Below are 24219 nucleotides of genomic sequence, written 5' to 3' on the forward strand. Positions count from 1 at the left end.
ACCAGCGACGCCGAACGCTGCGCCGAATACCCACGATGGCTGCACACCTACAATTACCACCGCGGCCACACAGCACTCGGGGGTCAACCACCCGCCAGCCGCGTACCTAACCTCTCAGGTCAGTACAGCTAGCCGACGAGTACCGCGTAGCGCGGCTTGATGACGTCGTCGATGATCGACAGACGTTCGTCGAACGGGATGAACGCCGACTTCATCGCGTTGATCGTGAACCGCTGCAGATCGGTCCAGCCGTAGCCGAAAGCGTCGACCAGCAGCCGCATTTCGTGGCTCATCGTGGTGTCGCTCATCAACCGGTTGTCGGTGTTGACGGTGACGCGGAACCGCAGCCGCGCCAGGAGGTCGAACGGATGCCCCTCGATGCTCGGCGCGGCGCCGGTCTGCACGTTGCTGCTGGGGCACATCTCCAGCGGAATGCGCTTGTCACGCAACAGCGACGCGAGTCGCCCGAGGCGCACCGCGCCGTCCGGCATGCGCTCGATGTCGTCGACGATGCGGACACCGTGCCCCAGGCGATCGGCTCCGCAGAACGCGATGGCCTCGTGGATCGACGGCAGACCGAATGCCTCTCCGGCGTGAATCGTGAAGCGCGCGTTGTTGCCTCGCATGTATTCGAACGCGTCGAGGTGGCGGCTGGGCGGGTAGCCGGCCTCGGCGCCCGCGATGTCGAAGCCGACGACGCCCTTGTCACGGAATCTGATCGCCAGCTCCGCGATCTCGCGCGACCGGGCGGCGTGCCGCATCGCGGTCACCAGGCAGCGCACCGTGATGGGCCGACCCTCCGCGGCTGCGGCCTTCTCACCGTCGGCGAACCCGGCGAGCACCGCGTCGACGACCGCGTCGAGCGAGAGCCCGCCCTCGATGTGCAACTCGGGCGCGAACCGCACCTCGGCGTAGACCACGGCGTCGGCTGCCAGGTCCTCGGCGCACTCCTTGGCGACCCGGTGCAACGCCTCGGGGGTCTGCATGACGCCGACGGTGTGCGCGAACGGCTCGAGGTAGCGGACCAGCGACCCACTGTGTGCCCGGGTGCGGAACCACGTGGCGAGTTCGTCGACGTCGGTCTCGGGCAGGTCGTCGTACCCGCATTCGGCGGCCAACTCCACCACGGTCGCCGGCCGCAATCCACCGTCGAGGTGGTCGTGCAGTAGCGCCTTGGGTGCCTGCTGGATGTTCTCCAGTGTCAACGGCGTCGTCATCGCAGCTCCTAGGTGATCCGATCGATGATGAGTGGGCCGATCTCGGGCCTCGGGTCGTCCGCCGAGAGCACCCGCCATCCGCCGTCGAGTTCGGCCATCGCTCCGGCGAACCGTTCCTCGGTGTCGGTGTAGAGGGTGAACAGCGCCTCGCCCGCCGCAACGGGCTCACCCGGTCGCCGGTGCATGACGACGCCCGCGCCGAACTGCACCTGCTCGCCGGGGGTCGAACGGCCCGCCCCGAGCCGCCACACCGCAAGTCCCACCGCCATCGCGTCGATGTCACCCATCGTGCCACCGTGCGGCGCCGTGATGGTCTCGGAACGGGCGCCGACCGGCAACGGCTGCGACAGGTCCCCGCCCTGCGCGCCGACCAGCGCGCGGAAGCAGTCCATGGCCGTGCCGTCGGCCAGCGTCTGTGCCGGGTCAGTGCCGTCGACCCCTGCGGCGTCGAGCATCTCCCGTGCGAGGGCCAGCGTCAGCTCCACGACGTCGTCCGGGCCGCCGCCTGCCAGCACGTCGAGCGACTCGGCGACCTCCACGGCGTTTCCAACGGCGCGGCCGAGCGGCCGGTTCATGTCGGTGAGCAGTGCGCGCGTCGGGACCCCATGCGCCGTGCCGAGGTCGACCATCGTGCGGGCCAGTTCGCGCGACTCGGCCTCGGTCTTGAGGAACGCGCCGCGTCCGACCTTCGAGTCGAGCACCAGCGCGCGGGCGCCCTCGGCGATCTTCTTGCTCATCACCGAACTGGCGATCAGCGGCAGCGACTCCGTCGTGGCGGTGACGTCGCGCAGGGCGTAGATCTTGCGGTCGGCGGGCGCGAGATCACCCGCGGCGAAGACGGCAGCGCCGATGCCCTGAAGTTGTTCGCGAATCTGGCTTTTGGAGATCTCGGCGGTGAAGCCGGCTATCGACTCGAGCTTGTCGAGCGTCCCTCCGGTGTGCCCGAGTCCGCGCCCGGCGGCCTGCGGCACCGCGGCGCCGCACGCCATCACGACGGGCACCAGCGGGATCGTGATCTTGTCTCCGACCCCGCCCGTGGAGTGCTTGTCAACCAACGCCAACGGCCGCCCGTCGCGCCGTAGATCGGTGAAGTCGAACCGCTCGCCGGAGCCGATCATGGCGGCCGTCCAGCGCGCGATCTCCTCCGGGGCCATTCCGCGCAGGAAGATGGCCATCAACAACGCCGACATCTGCTCGTCGTGCACGCGACCGTGGGTGTACCCGTCGATCACCCAGTCGATGGCCGCATCCGACAGCACGCCACCGTCACGCTTGATCCGGATGACGGTGGGTGCGTCGAGGTGGGCTCGTGTGACCCGAGTCCCGTCGGAAGTGAACTGGGTCACTGCGATTGCCCTCCCGCGTGCACGCGTTCGATGTCGTCTGGGCCGAACGCGTCGGGCAGCAGTTCGCGCAGCAGTCGCGGGCCGTCGGGGTGGGCGATCAGCATGTCGGGGCCGCCGTGCTCCAGCAGCAATTGGCGGCAGCGTCCGCACGGCATGAGGAGGTGCCCGGAGGCGTCCACGCACACCAGTGCGATCAGGCGTCCGCCGCCGCCGGAATGTAGGGCCGAGACCACAGCGCACTCGGCACAGAGACCCAGGCCATATGAGACATTCTCCACATTGCAACCGGCCACGATCCGCGCATCGCTGGTCAGAGCGGCCGCACCCACCGGAAACCGGGAGTATGGCGCATAGGCATGCCTGGAGACGTCCATTGCCTTGTCGCGCAACAGATTCCAGTCGATATCAGTCGTCACGTCAGCTCCGCAGTTCGCGCTCTGAATGCATTCCGAAAACATGTGTCGGTGGCTCGAATCACTAGCTAGGACACCCTAACTTCGCCGTTGAGAGGGCTCCCCCTGCCCACACGCTAGTTCTTCGGAGAGGACTATTGGGATTAGAGTCCCACCCGAGGTTTGGGCAGGTTCGCCGCCGATTGAGCAACAATCGAGCGGATCTTTCGCCCGGACGTCCACCGATGGCGTTGGAGGTCGGAAATTGAGTACAGCAACAGCCGCGGATTCGGCCATACCGGCCCCGCGATCGTCCCCACCGCGCCGCCGCACTCTCTACCGCGGCGACCCGGGCATGTGGTCGTGGGTTCTGCACCGCATCTCCGGTGCGACGATCTTCTTCTTCCTCTTCGTGCACGTGCTCGACATGGCACTGCTGCGCGTCAGCCCCGAGGCGCTAAACCAGGTCATGGAGACCTACAAGACCCCGGTCATCGGCCTCATGGAGATGGGCCTGGTGGCAGCGGTGCTCTACCACGCCCTCAACGGCATCCGGATCATCCTCATCGACTTCTGGAAGGACGGTCCCCGGTACCAGCGCCAGATGCTGTGGGTCGTCGCCGGAGTCTTCATCGCCGCCCTCGTCGGCTCGCTCGGAGTGATTGGCATGCACATGGTGGAGCGTTTCCTATGAGCCCCGCAGTGGAGAACCCCTACGACCACATCACTGAGCGTGGCGGCCCCGCACCCGTGATGCAGCGGGCGTTCGACCGGCCTGCCGGACTGGACAACCCGCGCGCCCCGCGCCGTCGCAGCGCGATGCCGAACTTCGAGAAGTACGCGTGGCTGTTCATGCGCTTCTCCGGGCTGGTGCTGGTGTTCCTGGCGCTCGGTCACCTCTACATCATGTTGATGGTCGAGAACGGCGTGTACCGCCTCGACTTCAACTTCATCGCACAGCGCTGGGCGTCACCGTTCTGGCAGACCTGGGACTTGGCGCTGCTCTGGCTGGCCCAGCTGCACGGCGGCAACGGCATGCGGACGATCATCGCCGACTACACCCGCAAGGACTCGACGAAATTCTGGCTGAACACCGTGCTGCTGGTGTCGATCGTCTTCACCCTGGTGCTGGGTACTTACGTGCTGCTGACATTCGACCCGAACATCTCGTGACGGGGCGCGCGGAACGTGCAATGTCGATACTTGGAAGAAGTCAGGTGATCTCGAAGTGATTACTGAACACCGCTACGACGTCGTGATCGTGGGTGCCGGCGGCGCAGGCATGCGTGCCGCCGTCGAGGCAGGCCCCCGCGCCCGTACGGCAGTGCTCACCAAGCTGTACCCGACGCGCAGCCACACCGGCGCCGCGCAGGGCGGCATGTGCGCCGCGCTCGCCAACGTCGAGGACGACAACTGGGAGTGGCACACCTTCGACACCGTCAAGGGCGGCGACTACCTCGCCGACCAAGACGCCGTCGAGATCATGTGCCGTGAGGCCATCGACGCCGTCTACGACCTCGAGAAGATGGGGATGCCGTTCAACCGCACCCCCGAGGGCCGCATCGACCAGCGTCGCTTCGGCGGTCACACTCGCGATCACGGCAAGGCACCCGTCCGTCGCGCGTGTTACGCCGCCGACCGCACCGGCCACATGATCCTGCAGACCCTCTACCAAAACTGCGTCAAGCACGACGTGGAGTTCTTCAACGAGTTCTACGCACTCGACCTGGTGCTGTCGGACACGCCCGGCGGCCCGGTCGCCACCGGCATCGTCGCCTACGAGCTGGCCACCGGTGACGTCCACGTCTTCCACGCCAAGGCGATCGTGTTCGCCACCGGCGGGTCGGGCCGGATGTACAAGACCACGTCCAACGCCCACACGCTGACCGGCGACGGCCTCGGCATCGTGTTCCGCAAGGGACTTCCGCTGGAGGACATGGAGTTCCACCAGTTCCACCCGACGGGTCTGGCCGGCCTCGGCATCCTGATCTCCGAAGCCGTGCGCGGCGAGGGCGGTCGCCTGCTCAACGCCGACGGTGAACGGTTCATGGAGCGATACGCGCCGACGATCGTCGACCTCGCGCCGCGTGACATCGTCGCCAGGTCCATGGTTCTCGAGGTGCTCGAGGGACGTGGCGCCGGACCAAACAAGGACTACGTCTACATCGACGTGCGGCACCTCGGCGCCGACGTCCTCGAGGCGAAGCTCCCAGACATCACCGAGTTCGCCCGCACCTACCTCGGCGTCGACCCGGTGACCGAACTGGTGCCGGTATACCCGACATGCCACTACGTGATGGGCGGCATCCCGACCACCGTGCACGGACAGGTGTTGCGCGACAACAACTCCGTCGTGCCCGGCCTGTACGCCGCCGGCGAGTGCGCATGCGTGTCGGTGCACGGCTCGAACCGCCTCGGCACGAACTCGCTGCTCGACATCAACGTGTTCGGCCGCCGCGCCGGGCTCGCCGCCGCGGACTACGCGATGAACCACGACTTCGTCGACATGCCCGAGCAGCCCGCGGGGATGGTGACGAGCTGGGTGGGCGACATCCTGTCCGAGCACGGCAACGAGCGCGTCGCCGACATCCGTGGCGCCCTGCAGCAGTCGATGGACAACAACGCCGCGGTGTTCCGCACCGAGGAGACGCTCAAGCAGGCGATGACCGACATCCACTCCCTCAAGGAGCGGTACGCGCGAATTACCGTGCAGGACAAGGGCAAGCGCTACAACAGCGACCTGCTCGAGGCCATCGAGCTGGGCTTCCTGCTGGAACTGGCCGAGGTCACCGTCGCAGGCGCACTGAACCGCAAGGAGTCCCGCGGCGGCCACGCCCGCGAGGACTACCCGAACCGCGACGACACCAACTACATGCGCCACACCATGGCGTACAAGGTGATCGACGACAAGAGCGACGCGACCGGGGGCTCGGCCAAGGCCACCGACCTGCTGTCCGACATCCGCCTGGACTACAAGCCCGTGGTCCAGACGCGCTACGAGCCGATGGAACGGAAGTACTGACGATGAGCGCACCCGCCATCGACAAGGTCGATACCCAGGAGCCGCCCGTGCCCGAGGGCGCGGTGATGGTGACGTTGAAGATCGCGCGATTCAACCCCGACGATCCCGACGGCGCAGGCTTCCAGAGCTTCCGCGTGCCATGCCTGCCCACCGACCGGCTGCTGAATCTGCTGCACTACGCGAAGTGGTACCTCGACGGCACGCTGAGCTTCCGCCGGTCCTGCGCGCACGGTGTGTGCGGCTCCGACGCGATGCGCATCAACGGCGTAAACCGTCTCGCCTGCAAGGTGCTGATGCGGGACCTGCTGCCGAAGAAGCCTGGCAAGCAGCTCACGATCACCATCGAGCCGATTCGCGGACTACCGGTCGAGAAGGACCTGATCGTCGACATGGAGCCCTTCTTCGACGCGTACCGCGCAGTGAAGCCGTTCCTGATCACCAGCGGCAACGAGCCGACGCGCGAACGCATCCAGAGCCAGACCGACCGGGCGCGCTACGACGACACCACCAAGTGCATCCTCTGCGCCTGCTGCACCACCAGTTGCCCGGTGTACTGGACCGAGGGCTCCTACTTCGGCCCGGCCGCGATCGTCAACGCCCATCGCTTCATCTTCGACAGCCGTGACGAGGCCGCCGCCGAGCGTCTCGACATCCTGAACGAGAAGGACGGCGTGTGGCGCTGCCGCACCACGTTCAACTGCACGGAGTCCTGCCCCCGCGGCATCGAGGTCACCAAGGCGATCCAGGAAGTCAAGCGCGCACTGATGTTCGCGCGCTAGACCCCCGCCTGCCTGTCTCTCCGGGGTGGTTACCCCCTTCCGCGAGCGTGCGTGTCTGCGGAAGACACGCCGAGTTTCGACCCGAGTTCACGCACGCTCACGGCGGTCGCATGCAATCGAGCGTGCGCGAACTCCGGTTTTAGAGCGGCGTGTCGCCCGCAGACACGCACGCTCGCCGGGGAAGGGGACCCCGGGAGAAGGTGCCTTCCGAAGAAAGGCCCCCTGTCACACATCCCGGGGCTGCGTCGTCTGACGCGTATGACCACGCGACTCGAACCCCTGTCCCCCACCAAGGCATCGCTGATGACCCGGCTGATGTGGCGCTACACGCGGCGTCGCTTCGGCGAGGTCCCCAAACCCTTCGCGGTGTACGCCCACCATCCCGGGCTGATGCTCGCCGGCGCCGTGCACGAGGGCATGCTGGACCGGGCGTCGGGAGCCCTGCCCGCCAGCGTCCGCCAGCTCGCCGTCTACTGGACCGCGCGCACCGTCGGCTGCTCTTGGTGCGTCGACTTCGGTTCGATGCTGATGCGGATGGACGGCCTCGACCTCGACCGGCTCCAGCAGATCGACGCATACGCCACCTCGCCGCACTTCTCCGACGACGAACGCGCCGCGATCGCCTACGCCGACGCGATCACCACCGACCCCCACGCCGTCACCGACGAACAGGTCGCCGATCTGCGAAACCGGTTCGGCGACAAGGGCGTCATGGAGCTGACCTACCAGATCGGCGTCGAGAACATGCGGGCCAGGATGAACACCGCGCTGGGCATCACCGAGCAGGGCTTCAGCTCCGGCGACGCGTGCCGGGTGCCCTGGGCGACCTAGTTCGGGGACTCGGCTCCGGCCAGTGGCGACGCGGTGAACTTGTCCGGGTTGGCGACGTCCCAGATGGCGTACACCAGGCCGTCGCGCACCGTGAGCGCCTGGATGCGCGGCGCCAGCTCCGGCCAGTCGCCGCCGGTCTGGGTGCGCTCGCTATAGAAACCCAACTCGCCGTTGACGAGCGCAAAGCTCCCGCCGGAGAACATGTTCGGCCCATACCTGGCGGCCAGACCGAAGAAGAACCGCGCCACCTTCTCCGGGCCGTGGATGACGCGAGGGGCCGTCGGCGCCCTGCGATTCGAGTCGCCCGTGAACGTGACCTCGGGGTGCAGCAGGGCGACGACGGCGGATAGGTCACCGCTGGCCATCGCGGCCATCAGCTTGCCGACCACCTCGTCGTGGTTCGGGTCGCGTGGGGGCGGGGCCGCGCCTGCCACGGTGCGGCGGGCCCGCGACGCCAACTGACGCGCCGATGCCTCGCTGACGCCCAGTACGTCGGCGATCTCCGCGAACGGCACCGTGAAGCCGTCGTGCAGCACGAACGCCACCCGCTGGTCGGGTGTCAGCCGCTCGAGGACGACCATCGCGGCGAACCGGGCGTCCTCGCCCGCCACGACCGCGGCCAGCGGATCGGCGCCCTGCAACGACGTGACGACCGGCTCGGGCAGCCACTCCCCCACGTACGTCTCCCGGCGGTGCGCCGCGGACCGCAACCGGTCGAGGCCGATACGGCTCACCACGGTGGTCAGCCACGCCCTGGGATCGGCAATGCCGTCACGCTTGGCACCCAGGCCGTTCCACCGCAGCCAGGCGTCCTGCACCGCATCCTCGGCGTCGGCGAACGTGCCGGTCAATCGGTAGGCGACGGCGAGCAGATGCGGTCGCAGCCGCTCGAACTCGTCGACCCGTGTGGTCACCCCACGAGCCTATCGACGCGCGCCGGTCCGGGACAGGACGATCAACGTGGCCGCCACGACGGCAACCGTTCCGCCGATCAACATCAGCGCCACCGTCGACGCGCCGTCGAGCACGGCGCCACCTACCAGCGCGCCGACCGAGATGGTGGCCTGGAACGAGCTGGTGAACAGCACCGAACCCACCTCGCCGGTGCCACCCGAGGCTCGAGCCAGCCACGTCTGACTGCACACGGGCACGGCGCCGTATCCAAAACCCCACAGCATCAACAGGATCAGCGCACCGGCCGGGTGCGCGCCGAAGACCGGCAGCAGCAGAGTCCCCGAGGCGATCGAAGCGGCGGCGACCGCGAACGTCGCACGCAGGTGTCGCTCGATCGTCGCTCCGGCCAACAGATTGCCGGCCAGTCCGGCGACGCCGTACGCCAGGAGGACTGCGCTGATGGCTCCGAGGTCCAGTGCGGTGACACCCTCGAGGAACGCCGAGACGTACGTATAGGTGGCGAAGTGCGCCATTACGACCAGGAACGTCACCAGCAGACCGGTACGGATGCCGCGCAGGCGCAGTGACCCAGCGATCGCGGACAACCGCGTGCCACCACCGGCCGGAAGCGACGGCAGAGTGCACGCCAGCGCGACCAGCACCGCCAGCGAGACGACGGTCAAGCCGACGAACGCCGCCCGCCAACCGGCGACGTCGGCGATGAACGTGCCGAGCGGGACACCGAGCACCGAGCCCAGCGGAACGGCCAGGAAGATCGTCGACGTCGCCCGGCCTACGCGGCTGCGCTGGACCAGACGGCCCGCGAGACCGGGGCCGATGGACCAGAACCCGCCGATGACGATCCCCACCAGGATCCGCGCGCCGAGGATCATCCAGAAGTCGGTGGCGAGCGCGCAGATCAGGTTCGACGCCGCCAGCAATCCCATCCACACCAACGACATCGTGCGGCGGTCGGTCGATCGAGTGAACGCGGTGGCCAACGGGGCGGTCACCGCCGCCACGAGACCGGGCACGGTCATCATCACGCCCGAGACCCCCGCGGTCAGCCTGAACTCCGCTGCGATCGGCAAGAGAAGACCGATGGGCAGGATCTCGCTCGTCACGATCGCGAAGATGCCCGCCATCGCCGCGACCACCCCTGGCCATCGATCGACCACCGCATCTGCTCGGCGGGCCCGCAACGGGTTCAATGTGAATGGCACTGCATGCTCCGATCCGTCGTTCTCAGGAGCAGTCCAGCACCGAGTACCGCCAGGCGCTGGCGGGATTCGGACCCCGCAGTCCGACGGAATCAGTCGTGGCCCCACCCGTAACGGAACCGATTCGTGGTATCGACCCGTCGTAATCAGCGGAACCGTATATTCAGCCACCATGGCAATCGCTGAACAGCCGGGGACCGCGCCCGCTGTCGTGGACAAGGGCCTTCAAGCCGGCGCACTCGGCCTGCTGGGCAACGTCACCATCGGACTCGCGTCGGTCGCTCCGGCCTACAGCCTCGCCGCCACCTTGGGCTTCGTGGTGCTCGCAGTCGGCGAGAAGGCTCCGTCGATGTTCGTTCTTGCGTTCATCCCCATGCTCCTCGTGGCGTTCGCGTACAAGGAACTGTCGCAGGACACGCCGGACTGCGGGACCACGTTCACCTGGGGCACAAAGGCATTCGGGCCCTGGATCGGCTGGATCGGCGGTTGGGGCCTCGCCGTATCGGCGATCATCGTCCTCGCGAACGTCGCCGAGGTCGCTGCCATCTACCTCTACCGGTTCCTCGGCTTGGACGGGTTGGCCGAGTCGCTCACCGCGAAGGTCCTGTTGGGGTCGTTCTTCATCATCGCGATGACGCTGGTCAGTGCGCGCGGCATCGTGGTGTCCGAACGCATCCAATACGTCATGATCGCCGTGCAGTTCGGCGTGCTCATCTCCGTGAGCGTCATCGCGTTGATTCGAGTCTTCAGCGGCACGGCCGGTGACCAGGCGATCATGCCCGAGTGGAGCTGGCTGTGGCCGGGCGGACTGGACATGTCCTCGATCGCCGCCGCCGTCATCCTGTGCATCTTCATCTACTGGGGCTGGGACTCCTGCCTGGCCGTCGGCGAGGAGACCAAGGATCCCGAGAAGACACCGGGTCGAGCGGCCGTCATCACGACGCTGATCCTGGTGTTCACCTACGTGCTGGTGGCCTATGCCGTGCAGTCGTTCGCGGGCTTCGGCGACACCGGCATCGGACTGACCAACGAAGAGAACGTCAGCGACACCCTCACGATCCTCGGCGAACCGGTGGCCGGCAGCATCGTCGCCTCGCTGCTACTGCTGACGGTGTCCATCTCCGCGCTGTCCTCGACGCAGACGACCATCCTTCCCACCGCCCGCGGCAGTCTGTCAATGGCCGTCTACGAGGCCATCCCGAAGCGCTTCTCGAACGTGCACCCCAAGTACATGACACCCGCGTTCGGCACCATCGTCATGGGGATCTCGGCCCTCACCTTCTACCTGGTGCTGACGCTCGTCAGCCAGAACGCCCTGGCCGATTCGATTGCCTCGCTCGGCCTCGCGGTCGCGTTCTACTACGGCATCACCGCGTACGCATGTGTCTGGTACTTCCGCAGGACCCTGTTCCAGAGCGCCCGCAACTTCTTCATGCGCGGCCTCTTTCCACTGCTGGGCGCCATCGCACTCACGTTGGCCTTCGTCAAGAGCGCGATCGACATGATCCAGCCCGACTACGGCTACACGGCGTTCGGCCCCATCGGCGGCGTCTTCGTGCTCGGCGTCGGCATGTTGGCGCTGGGCGTCCCGTTGATGTTGGCGTGCTGGGCGTTCGGGACCAAGCGCTTCTTCCGTGGCGAGACGCTCAACGCCTCCACCGAGGCCAAGGTCCCTGACACCTTCTGATCCTTCGAGAGAACGGGCACGCCGCCCAAAGGAGAGAACATGCACTTGACGGTCGGCTACCTGGCCACTCCGACGGGCGACGACGGCGTCGCGCTGGCCAGCGTGCTTGCCAGGACGTTCGACGCGACCGTCGACGTCGTGTTGGTGGTCCGGGAGGAGTTCCCCGACGGGCACCCCGGCCGCGCCGAGTACCAGCAGCTGTTGGTTAACAAGGGCGAGCAGTGGGTCGGCCGGGCGCTATCGGCGCTGAGCGCAGATGGCGTCCGCGCGGAGTCGACGGTGCTGGTCGGTGAGTCGTTCGCCGAATCGCTGGTCGGGTTCGCCGTCGAGAAGCACTCCGACCTCATCGTGGTCGGCGGCGCCCGCGACGGATTCTTCGGCGGCCACACCATTGGACCGGTCACCCAAGCCCTACTGCATTCTTCACCGCTCCCTGTCGCGCTGGCACCCCGCGGCTATGCCGAGGACCCCGACGACGCCATCGTGGCCATCACCGCGGCCATCCCCACCCGGCCCGGGGACGACAACCCCCTGCCGTTTGCGCTGACGCTAGCCAGCGCAGGCACACTGCCCATCCGCATGCTGTCGCTGGTCTCGGCGGAGAACCTCGCCGAGGCCGCCAGCGTCAAGGAGGTCCGCCAGATCCAGGTCGAGGCGGCGGAGGAGAACCTCGCCGTCGCGGCCCGCACCCTGCCGGACTCCCCCGAGATCGAGTCACTGGTGGCCGACGGCCTGACCCTGGAGTCCGCCCTCAAGAAGCTCAACTGGGCCGACGGCGCACTGCTGATCGTGGGGTCGAGCCGCTTCGCCGCGCCGCGGCGCATCTTCCTCGGCTCCACCGCCGCACGCATCCTGGCCGGGGTGGACGTGCCCGTGGTGGTCGTGCCCCGCGCCGAGTGAGCCCGCCGCGGGGACACCGCCCCGCATACTGATTTCGTCGCGAACGTTGCGGACCGCGACTGAATTCGTGAAGGATCGAAGAGAACATGCCGCTTCCCAGAAGGAGCACCATCACATGAGCACGTCCCTGTACGCCGTCGTCGATCCATCGACGGGCGAGCTGGTCAAGGAATACCCGACTGCCACCGACGAGCAGATCGAGCAGGCAATCTCCGCCGCGGCGAAGGCCCACCGCGAGTGGTCGCGCACCTCCAGCGTCGCCGACCGCGCAGCGCTGATCCGCCGGGTCGCCGAGCTGCACGAGGAACGCAAGGACGACCTCGCCAAGATCATCCAGCGCGAGATGGGCAAGCCGCTCGACCAGTCGGTCGGCGAGGTCGAGTTCAGCGCGGCGATCTACACCTACTACGCCGACAACGCCGAGAAGTTCCTCGCCGACGAGCCCATCGAGCTGCTCGAGGGCGACGGTTCGGCCCTGATCCGCCGCAGCTCGGTCGGCGTGCTGCTGGGCATCATGCCGTGGAACTACCCGTACTACCAGGTGGCCCGCTTCGCAGGCCCGAACCTGGTGCTGGGCAACACGATCGTGCTCAAGCACGCCCCGCAGTGCCCGGAATCGGCTGCCGCGCTGCAGCAGATCTTCCTCGACGCCGGCTACCCCGAGGGTGCCTACGTCAACGTCTACGCCACCAACGAGCAGATCGCCGAGGCGATCGCCGACCCACGCGTGCAGGGCGTTTCGCTCACCGGCTCCGAGCGCGCGGGAGCAGCGGTCGCCGAGATCGCCGGCCGCAACCTCAAGAAGGTCGTGCTGGAACTCGGCGGCTCCGACCCGTTCATCCTGCTGAGCACCGACGACCTCGACTCGACCGTCGAGGCGGCGATCGACGGTCGGTTCGAGAACACCGGCCAGGCGTGCAACGCGGCCAAGCGGATCATCGTGGCCGAGGACGTCTACGACGAGTTCGTCGACAAGTTCACCAAGAAGGTGCTCGAGAAGGCGGACGGTCTGGCCCCGCTGTCCTCGGTCGCCGCGGCCGAGCGGCTCGACGATCAGGTCAAGCGCGCCGTCGACGACGGTGCGAACCTGATCACCGACGGTGAGCGCAAGGGTGCGTTCTTCCCGCCGGGCGTGCTGACGGGGGTCTCACCCGATTCGGCGACGTACCGCGAGGAGCTGTTCGGGCCGGTCGCCACGGTGTACAAGGTCGCCAACGAGGACGAGGCCGTCGAACTCGCCAACGACACCCCGTTCGGACTGGGTTCCTACGTGTTCACCACCGATGACGAGCAGGCCCGGCGGGTCGCCGATCGCATCGACGCCGGCATGGTGTTCGTCAACGCCGTGGGCGCCGAGGGTGCCGAGCTACCGTTCGGCGGCGTCAAGCGGTCGGGCTTCGGGCGTGAGCTCGGCCGGTTCGGCATCGACGAGTTCGTCAACAAGAAGCTGATCCGCATCGTCTGAGGACCGGTTACGTGACCGTGGCCGCCGTGCGCTCCCAGAGGACGTGCCCGAGCACTCCGCAGACGAGCGTCGCGGCGGCCGCGGCGTACACCGGCACACTGATGTGAAGCTTGATCATCAAGCCGCCAGCCAGCGCTCCGGCGAAGATGGCCACGACGGCCCACAGCCGGCGGTGAGTGAACCACGTCAACCCGCCCTTGAACAGCGTCTCGCTCGCGTATGACGTGATGGTCGACGTCACCACCACGGTGGTCATGTCGGTCACCGCGAGGAACCGCGCAACGGACGCCTGGGCTCCCATGACGATGGCGATCGTTGCAGCGCAGGCAATTCCGGCCGGTGAACCCCCCGGTTCGGGTACGAACAGCAGTGCCGTCGCCACGGCGGCGAGCACCACGGAGTTGGCGACGACGGTGGCGGTCACCACGGCGGTCCACGCGCGCTTGCGACCACGGATCAGGCCGCCGACGAGCGCCGCTCCCACCACGTACCCGAGCAGCGCGATGAGTGGCCCGGCCACCGGGAGTCCCTCGTCGGCGGCGATGCCCATGCCGAGGATGACCACGTTCCCGGTCATGTTGCCGGTGAACACCCGATCCAGACCGAGATAGCCGACGGCGTCGAGCGCCCCGGTCACCACGGTCAGCGTCATCATCAGCCACAGGTGGAGATGGCGGCTCACTGCCCGACCAACGGGGGTCGCTGGTGGCGGGCGTAGTGCGCGACGATCGCCGATCCGTCGGCACGTGGGTCGGCCGCTGCGGTGAGCTGCCCGCTCGAGTCCGCGGTGACCGCGTTGGCCTGGCCGAGTCCCTCGGTGTGCGGCGGTACCTCGTCGACCGAGAGGCCCGACGCGCGCAGCGCCGCCAGCGCTTCGCCGTCGGCATCCGACTCGACGACGACGGTGTCCTCCGTCCCGCCCAGCATCTGCCGCCCCACGATGGCGCGAGGCGCGGCGACGGCGTCGGCGGCGCTAGCCCCGGCCAGCATGCGCAGGAACACCTGGGTCAGGATCTGTGGCTGCCCCTGCCCGCCCATCGTTGCCAGCACCTGCCGCAGCTCGCCACGCTCAGTCACGATCATCGGCATCAGCGTATGCACCGGTCGCTTCCTCGGCGCCAACAGGTTCGGCGAGCCGGGCCGAAGCGAGAAGCTGGTGCCGCGATCGTGGAACAGGATGCCGGTGCGCGGGTCGACGAGTCCCGAGCCGAACGCGTGGAACACGCTCTGGATCAACGAGACCGCCATGCCGTCGCCATCGGCAGCGGCGATTCCCACGGTGTCGCCGCGCGGTACCGAAAGCGCGGTGGCCGCGTCCACCAGCGAGGTGGCCGCGCGCAGATCGTCGTTCACCAGTGCCGCGACGTCCACCGTGGCGTACCGCGGGTCGGCGAGGTGGTCGGACCTCAACCGGTTGCCGTGGTGGAACATTCGCATCAGCGTGCCCAGTCCATCGGCGAGCGGAGCGTCGATGCCGAGTTCGTCGATGGCCCGCAACGCCCGCAGCATCACGAAGCCCTGCGTGTTCGGCGGGCTGGTGGATACCGTCAGACCGCGGAAGTCGACCGACACGGGATCCCCGACCTCCGGGTGGAATTCGGCGAAGTCCGCGGCGTCGAGCACTGATCCGCGCGAGCGCAGATACTCGACGGTGCGTGCGGCGAGGCCACCGGTGTAGAACTCGTCGGGCCCGCCCTTGGCCAGCGCGGCGAAGGTCTCTGCCAGCGCCGGCTGCCGAAGGCGATCGCCGAGTCGCAGCTCCCGCCCACCCGGACGGAACACCCGTTCGAAGTCCGCGGATCCGTGCAGATCCGCATTCTCCGGATCGACGAGGTGCGCGTGCAGGGATGCCGGCACCGGCACTCCGTCCCTCGCGGCCTTCTCGGCGGGCCGCAGCAGGCGCTCCCACGGTAGTCGACTTCCAAAGCCGCGCAGCGCTTCCCAGCCGCGGACGCCACCGGGGACGGTGACGGTGTCCGCGCCACGGTCCGGGAGCGCGGCGCCGTGCTCGGCCTGCATCGCGGCGACGTCGGTGGCCGCACCCGCCCACCCCGAGGCGTTGACGTGGCGCACGGTGCCATCGGGGGTGCGCACCACCGCGATCAGATCACCACCCAGTGCCACGTTGTGTGGATAGACGACGGTGAGGACGGCGGCGGCGGCGATGGCTGCGTCGATGGCGGTTCCGCCATCCCGGTAGGCCGCGACGGCGGCGTCCGTCGCGGCGGCATGCGGTGTGGCGATGGCGCCGGTGAAGGCACCGTGGCGCGGTGTGGGCACGGTTGGACTGCTCCCTCGTGGGGTCGTATCGACGACGGGTGGATGCGGCGGGTCAGTGGATCGTCGACAGGAACGCCTTGGTCCGCTCGCTCTTCGGGCTGGCGAAAAGCTCACCGGGCGGCGAGTCCTCGATGATGCGGCCTGCGTCCATGACGATGATGCGGTCGGCGACGTCCCTGGCGAATCGCATCTCGTGGGTCACCACGAGCATCGTCATCTCCTCGCGCGCCAGTTCCCGCATCACTTCGAGCACTTCACCGACCATCTCGACGTCGAGGGCGCTGGTCGGTTCGTCGAACAGCATGACCTTCGGCCGCATCGCCAGCGCGCGAGCGATCGCGACCCGCTGTTGCTGGCCGCCGGACAGCTGACTCGGACGGGATTCGCCCTTGTCGCCCAACCCCACCCGCTCCAGCAGGGCCCGGGCATCTTCGCGTGCCTTGGCCTTTGGTTGGCCGAGCACCCGGACCGGGCCGTTCCAGACGTTCTCGAGCGCCGTCATGTGCGGGAAGAGGTTGAAGTGCTGGAAGACGAAGCCGATCTCACGCCGGCGGCGGGCCAACTCGGCGACGCCGACCTTGCGTTCGGAACCCACCTCGCGGTGCGCGATCGACACGCCCCCCACCAACACCTCGCCGCTGTCCAACGACTCGAGGTGGTTCACCGACCGCAGGAGCGTGGTCTTGCCCGCCCCGGAGGGACCGATGAGTACGACCACCTGCCCACGTTCCACGTCGAGGTTCACGTCGTTGAGGACGCGGCGTCCGCCAAGCGTGCAGCAGGCGTTGCGCACCGACACGATGGGTACGTCGGTCGTCTCGCGTACGTCGTTCGCGCTCATGGCATCTCCCTCGGGTGCGGTGCTCATCCGTGTGGTTGCAGGGTTGCGTTGGCCGTCGCGGTCGGACCCGCACGACGCGCGCCCAACAGCCGCGCGGTGATGGGTACGCGCACCTCGATGCCGAGCTGGCGGGTGAGCCGGTTCTCGATGCCCGCCTGGATGAACGTCCACACCGTGGTCAGCGCCAGGTAGTAGATGGCGGCGACGATGAAGATCTCGAACGTGTGGAACGTCGCCGAACTGATCTGCTGGGTGACGAGGAACATCTCGCTCACGCCGATCACCGACAGCACCGACGTCGTCTTCATCATCCCGTTGAACGAGTTGCCCATCGGCGGCACCATGACGCGCAGCGACTGCGGCACGATGATCCAGCGCATCAGCCGGGTGGGTGTCATGCCGAGTGACGCCGCGGCCTCGAACTGGCCCTTGGGTACGGAATCCAGCCCGGCCCTGATGATCTCGGCGATGTAGGCGCTCTCGTTGATCATCAGCCCGATGATGGCGGCTTGGACGGCGGCCTTGACCGACAGCCCGAGGATCGACGCGTCGTGGAACTGGTAGAGCCCGATGGCCGCGAGTCCCGTGTAGATGATGACCAACTGCACGAGCAGCGGCGTCCCGCGTATCACCCAGATGTAGAACCCGGCGCACCAGCGCACCAGGGCGAATCGTGAGCGCCGCATCAGCGCGATTCCCAGGCCGACGAGCGTGGCAAGGACCATGGCGACCGCGGAGACGACGATCGTGAGGATCAGCCCGTCGACGAACGGCTCACTCGGTGCGAACAGCGACTTCCAGAAGAAGGCCCAATCGAACTGCACTATCTCGCCTTTCGATCAGCTGGAGATGGCGAGGTCGCCCATGCCCCACTCGTCGAGGATCTTCTCGTACGTCCCGTTCGACTCGAGTTCACCGAGCGCCTGAGCGATGGCGTCGTGCAGGGCGGTGTTGCCCTTCAGCGTGGCGGCGCCGATCTCGATGGTGCCGAACGGGTCACCCACCGGCGTGATCTTCGCGCCGGTCTTGGTGGCGTAGTAGCCCAGCGTCTCGGCGGTGTCCATGAATGCGTCGGCCTGACCGTTCTGCACCTGCTGAATCGACACGTCGGCCTGGTTGCTGCGGGTGATGTCGACCGGCGCCTTCCCTGCGGCCGTGCACTTCTCCGACTGCTCCTGCGCCAGCGACTCGGCCGTCGTGGCGACCGCCAGCACGACCTTCTTGCCGCACAGGCTGTCGTCCATGCCGGTGATGTCGGCGGGCTCGTCCTCGGACACTGCGATGCCGGTGCCGGACAACACGTACGGCACGAAGTCGACGACCGCCTCGCGCTCCGGCTTGATGTACAGCTGCGCCATGATCACGTCGCACTGCTTGGCCTGCAACGTGGGAATGACCGTGGCGAAGGAGGATTCGTGAAACTTTGCCTTGAGACCCATCTGGGCGGCGAGCGCCTCGCCCAGTTCCACCTCGCTGCCGACCAGCTTGCCCGACTCGTCGTGGTAGACGTTCGGCGGAGTGCCGTCGTTCGGCGCGCAGATCGTCAGCGTGTCGGCCTCCAGGATCGCCGGCGGTGAGACCTTCGCGGGACCGGCCGGGCTCGGCGCTGCCTCGTCGGACGACGACGAACAACCCACGAGGCCGAAGAGTGCAACGCCGGCGAGGCCGGCGATCAACGATTTCTTCAACTTTTCCTCCGAAAGATAGAGCGGTCCGGTCGCACGCCGTGCAGGTCATGGCGAGTTACCTATCGAACGATAGGGCACCGTCGGCCGCGGAGGAACGGTTTGACGGAACTCGTAACACGGTTTACGCAGTCGTCACACGACCGACTGCAGGCGATGGGGCAGGTGACGGTGCTGAACTCGTTAGTTGACGGTGGCCATCTCGAGGTCGCCGAGACGCGCACGCGTCACCTCACGGATGTCCATCAACCTGGCCTGGTCGACGAGCAGGGAGCGCACGACGAAGTCCGCCGCCTGCAGTGGCCGCTCCTGCCGTACCGAACCCGAAGGGCCACCCTGTTCTCGCAACGTCTCGAACAGCACCCCGTTCATGGCACGCTGCACGAAACTCGACTCGAACGACACGAATTCGCCTGCCTGGCAACCCCCGTCGATCACGCGCTCGATCTGGTCGTGGAAGAGCGCGATGCCCTCGCGCTCGGCCGCGAACTCGTCGAGTGCGAGCACTGCGTCCTGGTAGAGGCCGCGGGCGTCGAAGGGCTGGACGAGGATCTCCCGGACGTCGCAGGCGATCGCCAGGTGCAACTTCTCGGCCCAGGGGGAGTCCTCGGCGAGCCGTTGGTTCATCCGGTCGATCGAGGGCCCGAGGTCGAGTTCGACGAGAGTCCGGAAGATCTCGTGCTTGGCCTGAAAGTGGTGGAACAGCGAGGGCTGCCGGATTGCGACGGCCTCGGCGATGTCACGCGTCGAGGTGCCGAAGTAGCCGCGCTGAGCGAACAGCACCGAGGCCGACAGCAGGATGCGGCCACGCGTGGACGACCAGTCGACGGTCCTCGGTTCCCAGCCCTGCCCGTACTTCACCCGACCACTGTGACACACGGCCGCCATCGTCGACGGCGCCGTACGCCGGCACCTAGAAGTGGAAGCCCAACCGCGCGGGCACGTCGCTGCGGAAGGCCGCATCGAGGCGCGCGAGTTGCGCGCGGTCGCTGCAGCGGATGCGATTGGCCGCCGCGAGCAGAGCGGCCGAGTGTCCGCCCAGGTACAGGCTGCCCAGCACGTCGAGGTCGAGGGTGAACTCCGCGGGCGCATCGGTCGGGGCACACTCCGCCCGACCGTCCCGGATGGACAGCGTGAACCGTCCTCCGTCCGAACGGAATCCGTCACCGACATCCAGGACCGTGTCGAGGTCGGCCGCGTACGTCCTCGCCGCCAGCGCGGTGGGCACGTCCATCAGCCGCAGCCACAGGCCGTCCTCAGACCCGGTGGTGCGCACCAGCCGCGGATCGTCGAGCAGGTAGGGCAGCGGATCGCCGGGATGACTGACGACCGTGATGGTCTCGACGAGGTCGAGGCCGATGAGCGCCCGCCAGAGTGCGACGTGCGCCTCGGGCGTGACGGCCGTGAACTCCTCCACCCGAACGGTTCTCGCCGATCCGCGGAACATCCGGTAGAGCAGGTAGCCGTCATCGTGGAGGAGGCAGAACCAGGCCGTGCCACCGCCTCGCGAGTCCTCCCAGTCGGCGAGCAGGTCGTCCCACAGCGGTGTCGGCCGGGCCAGGCCGCCTGGCGTGATGCGCCGGTACCGGTCGTAGATGGCGGCGAGGTCGTCGCGGTGCTCGACGGGCCGCACGATCCGGACACCGCCGGGATCGGGCGCGTCATGGTGAAACCGGGCGAACCGGCGGTCGAGACTGAACTCGGTGTCGACCGTGGCTGGGCCGTAGCCGAACCGGCCGTAGATGCCGCCCTCGGTCGCGGTCAGTGCCGCCAGTGGGTATCCGTTCTCGGCGAAGCGGTCGTGCAGCTCGGTGTACATCGCGCGCAGCAGACCGCGGCGACGGTGCGTCGGCGCCACCCCGACCCACGTGATGCCCGCTGTCGGCAGCACCGCTCCCCCGGGCACCGTCAGCTCGAAGTCCAGGTAATGCGCCTGCCCGACCAGGTCGTCGCCGTCGGCGACGACGACGGAGCTGCGCGGCGGCATGGCCGTCCGCCACGCCGTGAAGGTCTCCGGATGCCAGGTCGAGCCGAAGCTGGTCGCCGTCAGCAGCGGGACGTCGCGCCACTGGGCCTCGGTGATGTCTCGTGGGGCGAGGGTGGTCATCGCTTCGTGACCGCGCACATGATTCAGCTCCGCTAGCGCTTCGTGAATATGATCCGGTGCCAATCCTTTTCGGCCACCGCGGTGATGTCGCTCATCACGTGCTTGATCGTCAGGTACTCCTCGAAGGAGTAATCGCTCATGTCCTTGCCGAAGCCCGAGGCGCCGACACCGCCGTGCGGCATCTCGCTGATGATCGGGATGTGGTCGTTGATCCACACGCAGCCCGCATGGATCTCGCGCGACGCCCGCTGCGCGCGGTAGACGTCGCGCGTCCACGCCGAAGCGGCCAGTCCGTACTCGGTGTCGTTGGCCTGCCGGATGGCGTCGTCGTCGTCGGTGAAGGGCCGCGCGACGAGCACCGGTCCGAAGATCTCGTTGCGGTAGGCCTCCGAGCGCTCGTCGACGTCGGCGATCAGCGTCGGGCGGTAGAACGACCCGGGCAGGTCGGGCGCGCTGCCGCCGGTGACGACGCGGCCGCCCTCGCCGGGTGCGCGCGAGACGATGCCCGCCACCTTGTCGCGGTGCGCCATCGTGATCAGCGGGCCGAGGTCGGTGTCCGGGTCGTGCGGGTCGCCGACGACGACCTTGCCCATGAGTTCGGCGACGCCCGCCACGAAGTCGTCGTAGAGGGGTTGCGCGACGATCGCGCGGGTGGCCGCGGTGCAGTCCTGACCGGTATTGATCAGCGACGCCGCGACCGCGCCGTGGATGGCGGCGTCGAGGTCGGCATCGTCGAACACCACGAACGGCGCCTTTCCGCCGAGTTCCAGCTGGGTGCGATGGCCGTGCGCCGCGGCGGCCGCCATCACCTTGCGCCCGACCGGGGTCGACCCGGTGAACGTCACCAGGTCGACGTCGGCGTGGCCGGCGAGCGCCGTGCCGACGTCGTGTCCGGCACCGGTGACGACGTTGAGCACGCCGTCTGGCAGGCCCGCCTCGGTCGCGAGCCGCGCCAGCGTCAGCGTGGTCAGCGGCGTGATCTCGGCGGGCTTGATCACCACGGAGCAACCGGCGGCCAACGCGGGCAACACCTTCCACACCGCCATCTGCAACGGGTAGTTCCACGGCGTGATGGTGGCGACGACGCCGATCGCGTCGCGGCGGATGCTGGAGGTGTGGTCGCCCGAGTACTCGGCGCTCGCCTTGCCCTCCAGGTGCCGTGCGGCCCCGGCGAAGAAGTCGATGTTGTCGATGCTGCCCGGGACGTCGAACTCGCGGGCCAGGCGCACGGGCTTGCCGGTCTGGCTGACCTCCTCGGCCACCAGGTCGTCCGCCGCCTCGTCGGCGAGCCTCGCCAGCTTGGCCAGCACGGTCGAGCGGTCCACCGGAGTGGCCGTCGACCACCCGCGAAGCGCGGCACGCGCCGAGGACACCGCGGCGTCGACGTCGGCCGTCGTGGCGAGGGCGTACTCGGCCACCACGCTCCCGTCCGCGGGGCTGACGATGGAGAACTGATCGCCACCCGTCTTGACCTCGGCACCGTCGACATAGCTGCTTGCCACCGTGTGAGACATGGACGTCACGCTATCGCGTTCGACCGGGACACCGCGACCGAGTTGACGACGCATTCCCACGCTGTGGGCATCGGAAACGAGCGATTCCGTCGGCCTGGTTGCTTGCGGTGACGGATTCCGTGCACAATCGTGAGCATGGTCACGCCCGACGCCCACACCGGGTTGCCCGCTGTCTCCTTGCGAATCCGCCCAGGTGCCGCGTATCAGCTCGACGAGCTGTCCAAGGCCATCATCGAGAAGCTGCAGCAGGACGGTCGACGCTCCTACGCCGGCATCGGCAAGGCCGTCGGGTTGTCCGAGGCGGCGGTTCGGCAACGGGTGCAGCGCATGGTCGACGCGGGCGTGATGCAGATCGTCGCCGTCACCGATCCCATGCAACTCGGCTTCGCCCGTCAAGCGATGATCGGCATCCGCTGCACCGGCGATACCACCAAGGTCGCCGAGAAGCTGGCGGCCATCGAATCGGTCGACTACGTGGTCCTCACCGCGGGCTCGTTCGACGCCATCGTCGAAGTGGTCTGCGAAGACGACGGCGACCTCCTCGACCTACTCAACACCAAGATCCGCGCCGTACCGGGAGTGATATCCACCGAAACCTTGGTTTACCTCAAACTCGTTAAACAGCAATATAATTGGGGCACACGATGACAATCATCTCTGAAACCGCCGAAACATCCACCACCGACCTCGACGCCAAGGCCAACCGCCACCTGTGGGGCCACTTCGCCCGCCACGGCGAGGGCATCACCCCGACGGTCATCACCCGGGGTGAGGGTGTCCACATCTGGGACAGCAAGGGCAACAAGTACATCGACGGCCTGTCCGGGCTGTTCGTGGTGCAGGCCGGCCACGGCCGCGCCGAGCTGGCCGAAGCCGCAGCCAAGCAGGCCGAGTCGCTCGCCTTCTTCCCGCTGTGGTCCTTCGCCACGCCGCCTGCGATCGAACTCGCCGAGCGTCTCGCCGGATACACCCCGGGTGACCTGAAGCGGGTGTTCTTCACGACCGGTGGCGGCGAGGCCGTGGAGAGCGCCTGGAAGCTGGCCAAGCAGTACTTCAAGCTGACCGGCAAGCCCGGCAAGTACAAGGTGATGTCGCGGTCCATCGCGTACCACGGCACGCCGCAGGGAGCGCTGGCCATCACCGGCATCCCGACGTTCAAGGCGCCGTTCGACCCGCCGACCCCCGGGGGTTTCCGCGTGCCCAACACCAACTTCTACCGGGCCCCCGAGATGTTCAGCTCGGACCCGAAGGCGTTCGGCCGGTACTGCGCCGACCGGATCGCCGAGGCCATCGAGTTCGAGGGTCCCGACACCGTCGCCGCGGTGTTCCTCGAGCCCGTGCAGAACGCAGGCGGCTGCTTCCCGCCGCCGCCCGGATACTTCGAGCGGGTCCGCGAGATCTGCGACGAGTACGACGTGCTGCTCGTCTCCGACGAGGTCATCTGCGCATACGGCCGCATCGGATCGATGTTCGCGTGCAACGACTTCGGCTACACGCCCGACATCATCACCTGCGCCAAGGGTCTGACGTCGGGGTACTCCCCGATCGGCGCGATGATCGCCAGCGACCGGCTGTTCGAGCCGTTCAACGACGGGCAGACGGTGTTCGGGCACGGCTACACGTTCGGCGGGCACCCGGTGTCGTCGGCCGTGGCACTGGCCAACCTCGACATCTTCGAGCGCGAGGGCCTCAACGACCGCGTCAAGGAGAACGCCCCGGCGTTCCGCGCGACGCTGGAGAAGCTGCTCGACCTGCCGATCGTCGGCGACGTCCGCGGCGAGGGCTACTTCTACGGGATCGAACTCGTCAAGGACAAGGCCACCAAGGAGACCTTCGACGACGACGAATGCGAGCGGCTGCTGCGCGGCTTCCTGACGCCCGCGCTGTTCGAGGCGGGGCTGTACTGCCGCGCCGACGACCGTGGCGACCCAGTGGTGCAGCTCGCGCCGCCGCTGATCTCCGGGCAGGCCGAGTTCGACGCGATCTACGACATCCTCAGCGATGTCCTGGGTCGAGCCAGCCAGATGATGTAGCCCACC

At 67.8% G+C, this 24219-nt stretch carries 23 protein-coding genes and 1 pseudogene; 11 read left to right on the forward strand and 13 right to left on the reverse strand.

The window, feature by feature from the left end; genetic code table 11:
• Positions 1-132 (forward strand): annotated as a pseudogene (locus LOK44_RS09700) (IS481 family transposase); the annotation flags it as partial.
• Here the strand turns inward: LOK44_RS09700 and LOK44_RS09705 are convergent.
• From LOK44_RS09705 to LOK44_RS09715, 3 genes are read right to left on the reverse strand one after another with little or no spacing between them, the layout of a single operon-like run.
• Positions 129-1217, reverse strand: coding sequence for an adenosine deaminase (locus tag LOK44_RS09705; RefSeq protein ID WP_237569813.1), 1089 nt, complete (start codon positions 1215-1217; stop codon positions 129-131). The pseudogene LOK44_RS09700 and the gene LOK44_RS09705 overlap by 4 nt on opposite strands.
• Positions 1218-1225: 8 nt before the next feature.
• Positions 1226-2563: a thymidine phosphorylase gene (locus tag LOK44_RS09710; protein WP_237569814.1), complete on the reverse strand. Its 1338-nt coding sequence runs from the start codon at positions 2561-2563 to the stop codon at positions 1226-1228.
• Positions 2560-2979 carry a cytidine deaminase gene (locus LOK44_RS09715; RefSeq protein ID WP_308192725.1) on the reverse strand — a complete coding sequence of 140 codons (420 nt, stop codon included), beginning with the start codon at positions 2977-2979 and terminating at the stop codon, positions 2560-2562. Before LOK44_RS09715 ends, LOK44_RS09710 begins: the two co-directional genes overlap by 4 nt.
• Positions 2980-3220: 241 nt before the next feature.
• On the opposite strand from LOK44_RS09715, the gene sdhC reads away from it, so the two are divergent.
• The 5 genes from sdhC (at position 3221) to LOK44_RS09740 (ending at position 7587) form a co-directional block, all read left to right on the forward strand.
• Entirely contained in the window at positions 3221-3649 is a 429-nt protein-coding gene (gene sdhC / locus LOK44_RS09720) for a succinate dehydrogenase, cytochrome b556 subunit (protein WP_163918800.1), read from the forward strand.
• Complete coding sequence (locus tag LOK44_RS09725; RefSeq protein WP_237569815.1) at positions 3646-4128, forward strand: succinate dehydrogenase hydrophobic membrane anchor subunit; 483 nt, start codon at positions 3646-3648, stop codon at positions 4126-4128. Before sdhC ends, LOK44_RS09725 begins: the two co-directional genes overlap by 4 nt.
• Before the next feature lie 55 nt (positions 4129-4183).
• The gene (gene sdhA / locus LOK44_RS09730) at positions 4184-5977 is read left to right on the forward strand and encodes a succinate dehydrogenase flavoprotein subunit (RefSeq protein WP_237569816.1); all 1794 of its coding nucleotides are present in this window, start codon (positions 4184-4186) and stop codon (positions 5975-5977) included.
• A gap of 2 nt (positions 5978-5979) precedes the next feature.
• On the forward strand, positions 5980-6756 hold the full coding sequence (locus LOK44_RS09735; RefSeq protein WP_237569817.1) for a succinate dehydrogenase iron-sulfur subunit: 777 nt from the start codon (positions 5980-5982) through the stop codon (positions 6754-6756).
• A gap of 258 nt (positions 6757-7014) precedes the next feature.
• Complete coding sequence (locus LOK44_RS09740; protein ID WP_237569818.1) at positions 7015-7587, forward strand: carboxymuconolactone decarboxylase family protein; 573 nt, start codon at positions 7015-7017, stop codon at positions 7585-7587.
• Here the strand turns inward: LOK44_RS09740 and LOK44_RS09745 are convergent.
• Together LOK44_RS09745 and LOK44_RS09750 are read right to left on the reverse strand one after the other, a co-directional pair.
• Entirely contained in the window at positions 7584-8501 is a 918-nt protein-coding gene (locus LOK44_RS09745) for a sigma-70 family RNA polymerase sigma factor (RefSeq protein ID WP_237569819.1), read from the reverse strand. The two genes, LOK44_RS09740 and LOK44_RS09745, sit on opposite strands and share 4 nt — an antisense overlap.
• Before the next feature lie 9 nt (positions 8502-8510).
• Positions 8511-9704: an MFS transporter gene (locus LOK44_RS09750; RefSeq protein ID WP_237569820.1), complete on the reverse strand. Its 1194-nt coding sequence runs from the start codon at positions 9702-9704 to the stop codon at positions 8511-8513.
• Positions 9705-9873: 169 nt separating this feature from the next.
• Between LOK44_RS09750 and LOK44_RS09755 the strand changes: the two genes are divergently transcribed.
• From LOK44_RS09755 to LOK44_RS09765, 3 genes are all read left to right on the forward strand, one after another.
• Positions 9874-11388: an APC family permease gene (locus LOK44_RS09755; protein WP_237569821.1), complete on the forward strand. Its 1515-nt coding sequence runs from the start codon at positions 9874-9876 to the stop codon at positions 11386-11388.
• A 39-nt stretch (positions 11389-11427) separates the two neighbouring features.
• A complete protein-coding gene (locus LOK44_RS09760; RefSeq protein WP_237569822.1) occupies positions 11428-12288 on the forward strand; it encodes a universal stress protein in 861 nt (286 codons plus the stop codon).
• A gap of 115 nt (positions 12289-12403) precedes the next feature.
• Entirely contained in the window at positions 12404-13753 is a 1350-nt protein-coding gene (locus tag LOK44_RS09765; RefSeq protein WP_237569823.1) for an NAD-dependent succinate-semialdehyde dehydrogenase, read from the forward strand.
• A 7-nt stretch (positions 13754-13760) separates the two neighbouring features.
• Here LOK44_RS09765 and LOK44_RS09770 read toward each other — a convergent pair whose 3' ends face one another.
• The 8 genes from LOK44_RS09770 to LOK44_RS09805 form a co-directional block, all read right to left on the reverse strand.
• Complete coding sequence (locus LOK44_RS09770) at positions 13761-14435, reverse strand: YoaK family protein (RefSeq protein WP_237569824.1); 675 nt, start codon at positions 14433-14435, stop codon at positions 13761-13763.
• Positions 14432-16033 carry a gamma-glutamyltransferase family protein gene (locus LOK44_RS09775; RefSeq protein ID WP_237569825.1) on the reverse strand — a complete coding sequence of 534 codons (1602 nt, stop codon included), beginning with the start codon at positions 16031-16033 and terminating at the stop codon, positions 14432-14434. Before LOK44_RS09775 ends, LOK44_RS09770 begins: the two co-directional genes overlap by 4 nt.
• Before the next feature lie 52 nt (positions 16034-16085).
• Positions 16086-16874, reverse strand: a complete 789-nt coding sequence (locus LOK44_RS09780; protein WP_249783315.1) for an amino acid ABC transporter ATP-binding protein — start codon at positions 16872-16874, stop codon at positions 16086-16088.
• Positions 16875-16897: 23 nt separating this feature from the next.
• Positions 16898-17698 (reverse strand): amino acid ABC transporter permease, encoded by an 801-nt coding sequence (locus LOK44_RS09785; RefSeq protein ID WP_237569826.1) that lies wholly within the window; start codon positions 17696-17698, stop codon positions 16898-16900.
• Between the two features lie 15 nt (positions 17699-17713).
• The gene (locus LOK44_RS09790) at positions 17714-18562 is read right to left on the reverse strand and encodes an ABC transporter substrate-binding protein (RefSeq protein WP_237569827.1); all 849 of its coding nucleotides are present in this window, start codon (positions 18560-18562) and stop codon (positions 17714-17716) included.
• A gap of 180 nt (positions 18563-18742) precedes the next feature.
• A complete protein-coding gene (locus LOK44_RS09795) occupies positions 18743-19420 on the reverse strand; it encodes a TetR/AcrR family transcriptional regulator (RefSeq protein WP_237569828.1) in 678 nt (225 codons plus the stop codon).
• A gap of 52 nt (positions 19421-19472) precedes the next feature.
• Complete coding sequence (locus LOK44_RS09800) at positions 19473-20666, reverse strand: enhanced intracellular survival protein Eis (protein WP_237569829.1); 1194 nt, start codon at positions 20664-20666, stop codon at positions 19473-19475.
• Positions 20667-20698: 32 nt separating this feature from the next.
• Positions 20699-22180, reverse strand: a complete 1482-nt coding sequence (locus tag LOK44_RS09805; protein ID WP_237569830.1) for a gamma-aminobutyraldehyde dehydrogenase — start codon at positions 22178-22180, stop codon at positions 20699-20701.
• 135 nt (positions 22181-22315) lie between these two features.
• Between LOK44_RS09805 and LOK44_RS09810 the strand changes: the two genes are divergently transcribed.
• Both LOK44_RS09810 and LOK44_RS09815 read left to right on the forward strand, forming a co-directional pair.
• On the forward strand, positions 22316-22828 hold the full coding sequence (locus LOK44_RS09810) for an Lrp/AsnC family transcriptional regulator (protein ID WP_237569831.1): 513 nt from the start codon (positions 22316-22318) through the stop codon (positions 22826-22828).
• Positions 22825-24213: an aspartate aminotransferase family protein gene (locus tag LOK44_RS09815; RefSeq protein WP_237569832.1), complete on the forward strand. Its 1389-nt coding sequence runs from the start codon at positions 22825-22827 to the stop codon at positions 24211-24213. Before LOK44_RS09810 ends, LOK44_RS09815 begins: the two co-directional genes overlap by 4 nt.
• Positions 24214-24219: the final 6 nt, after the last annotated feature.

The sequence above is a fragment of the Mycolicibacterium lacusdiani genome, assembly GCF_021916785.1.
GTDB lineage: Bacteria > Actinomycetota > Actinomycetes > Mycobacteriales > Mycobacteriaceae > Mycobacterium > Mycobacterium lacusdiani.

Excerpts from the sequence above, each read along its gene's own strand:
- LOK44_RS09805 (WP_237569830.1), bottom strand. The coding sequence starts at position 22,180 with ATGTCTCACACGGTGGCAAGCAGCTATGTCGACGGTGCCGAGGTCAAG.
- LOK44_RS09815 (WP_237569832.1), top strand. The coding sequence starts at position 22,825 with ATGACAATCATCTCTGAAACCGCCGAAACATCCACCACCGACCTCGAC.
- LOK44_RS09810 (WP_237569831.1), top strand. The coding sequence starts at position 22,316 with ATGGTCACGCCCGACGCCCACACCGGGTTGCCCGCTGTCTCCTTGCGA.
- LOK44_RS09800 (WP_237569829.1), bottom strand. The coding sequence starts at position 20,666 with ATGACCACCCTCGCCCCACGAGACATCACCGAGGCCCAGTGGCGCGAC.
- LOK44_RS09735 (WP_237569817.1), top strand. The coding sequence starts at position 5,980 with ATGAGCGCACCCGCCATCGACAAGGTCGATACCCAGGAGCCGCCCGTG.
- LOK44_RS09780 (WP_249783315.1), bottom strand. The coding sequence starts at position 16,874 with ATGAGCGCGAACGACGTACGCGAGACGACCGACGTACCCATCGTGTCG.
- LOK44_RS09755 (WP_237569821.1), top strand. The coding sequence starts at position 9,874 with ATGGCAATCGCTGAACAGCCGGGGACCGCGCCCGCTGTCGTGGACAAG.
- LOK44_RS09705 (WP_237569813.1), bottom strand. The coding sequence starts at position 1,217 with ATGACGACGCCGTTGACACTGGAGAACATCCAGCAGGCACCCAAGGCG.
- LOK44_RS09760 (WP_237569822.1), top strand. The coding sequence starts at position 11,428 with ATGCACTTGACGGTCGGCTACCTGGCCACTCCGACGGGCGACGACGGC.
- LOK44_RS09765 (WP_237569823.1), top strand. The coding sequence starts at position 12,404 with ATGAGCACGTCCCTGTACGCCGTCGTCGATCCATCGACGGGCGAGCTG.
- LOK44_RS09740 (WP_237569818.1), top strand. The coding sequence starts at position 7,015 with ATGACCACGCGACTCGAACCCCTGTCCCCCACCAAGGCATCGCTGATG.
- LOK44_RS09725 (WP_237569815.1), top strand. The coding sequence starts at position 3,646 with ATGAGCCCCGCAGTGGAGAACCCCTACGACCACATCACTGAGCGTGGC.